Consider the following 975-nt stretch of genomic DNA (forward strand, 5'->3'; position numbering starts at 1 on the left):
TATTACGAAGTACTTGCTCAGCAATTTTCAGCAGCTGGTCTGTTTGTCAGTGCTGTTAATCCTAAGCTAGTCAAAAACTTTAATAATGACTCTCTTCGCAAAGTTAAATCTGACAAAGCTGATTCCATCAAGATCGCCCGCTATGCTCTTGACAAATGGCAAAATCTTAAACCATATAGTATTGTGGATGAATTGCGCACACAACTAAAGGCCATGAATCGTCAGTTTCATTTCTATGTGAAACAAAAAACGGCTATGAAAAATAATCTTATTAATCTCATTGACCAGACATACTCAAATGCAAATACTTATTTTAATAGTCCACCCCGCAGTGATGGCTCCCAAAAATGGGTTGATTTTGTCTATACGTATTGGCATGTAGATTGCGTTCGTAAAATGTCTCTAAATTCTTTTGTTAAACACTATCAAAACTGGTGCAAGCAAAAAAAATATATCTTCAATAAATCRAAAGCCGAAGAAATTTATACCAAGGCAACGGAACTTGTCCCGGTATTTCCTAAAAACGAAATAACCAAACGCATCATTAGACAAGCTATCGCTCAGCTTAACAGCACTTCCGCTACCGTCGAAACAATACGCATTCTCATGAATGAAACCGCCTCAAAACTTCCAGAGTACCCGATTGTTATGCAGTTTAAAGGGATTGGTCCATCTCTTGGTCCACAGCTTATGGCTGAGATCGGTGATATAACCAGATTTACACATAAAGGAGCCCTTACTGCTTTCGCCGGGGTAGATCCTGGCGTAAACGAGTCTGGCTCCTATGCACAAAAAAGTGTTCCAACATCCAAACGTGGGTCTTCAAATTTAAGAAAGACTCTTTTTCAAGTAATGGATGTTCTTATTAAAACAATGCCGCAAGATGATCCTGTATATCAATTCATGGACAGAAAACGTGCCCAGGGTAAACCGTACTATGTTTACATGACTGCAGGCGCTAATAAATTTCTCAGA

Annotated in this window: 1 protein-coding gene; it reads left to right on the forward strand. The window is 38.8% G+C overall.

Features of this window, described 5'->3' with window-relative positions:
- On the forward strand, positions 1-975 hold a 975-nt coding region (locus C7U56_RS15265; protein WP_107001915.1), incomplete at both ends, for an IS110 family RNA-guided transposase.

It is taken from the genome of Clostridium fessum, from assembly GCF_003024715.1.
GTDB lineage: Bacteria > Bacillota > Clostridia > Lachnospirales > Lachnospiraceae > Otoolea > Otoolea fessa.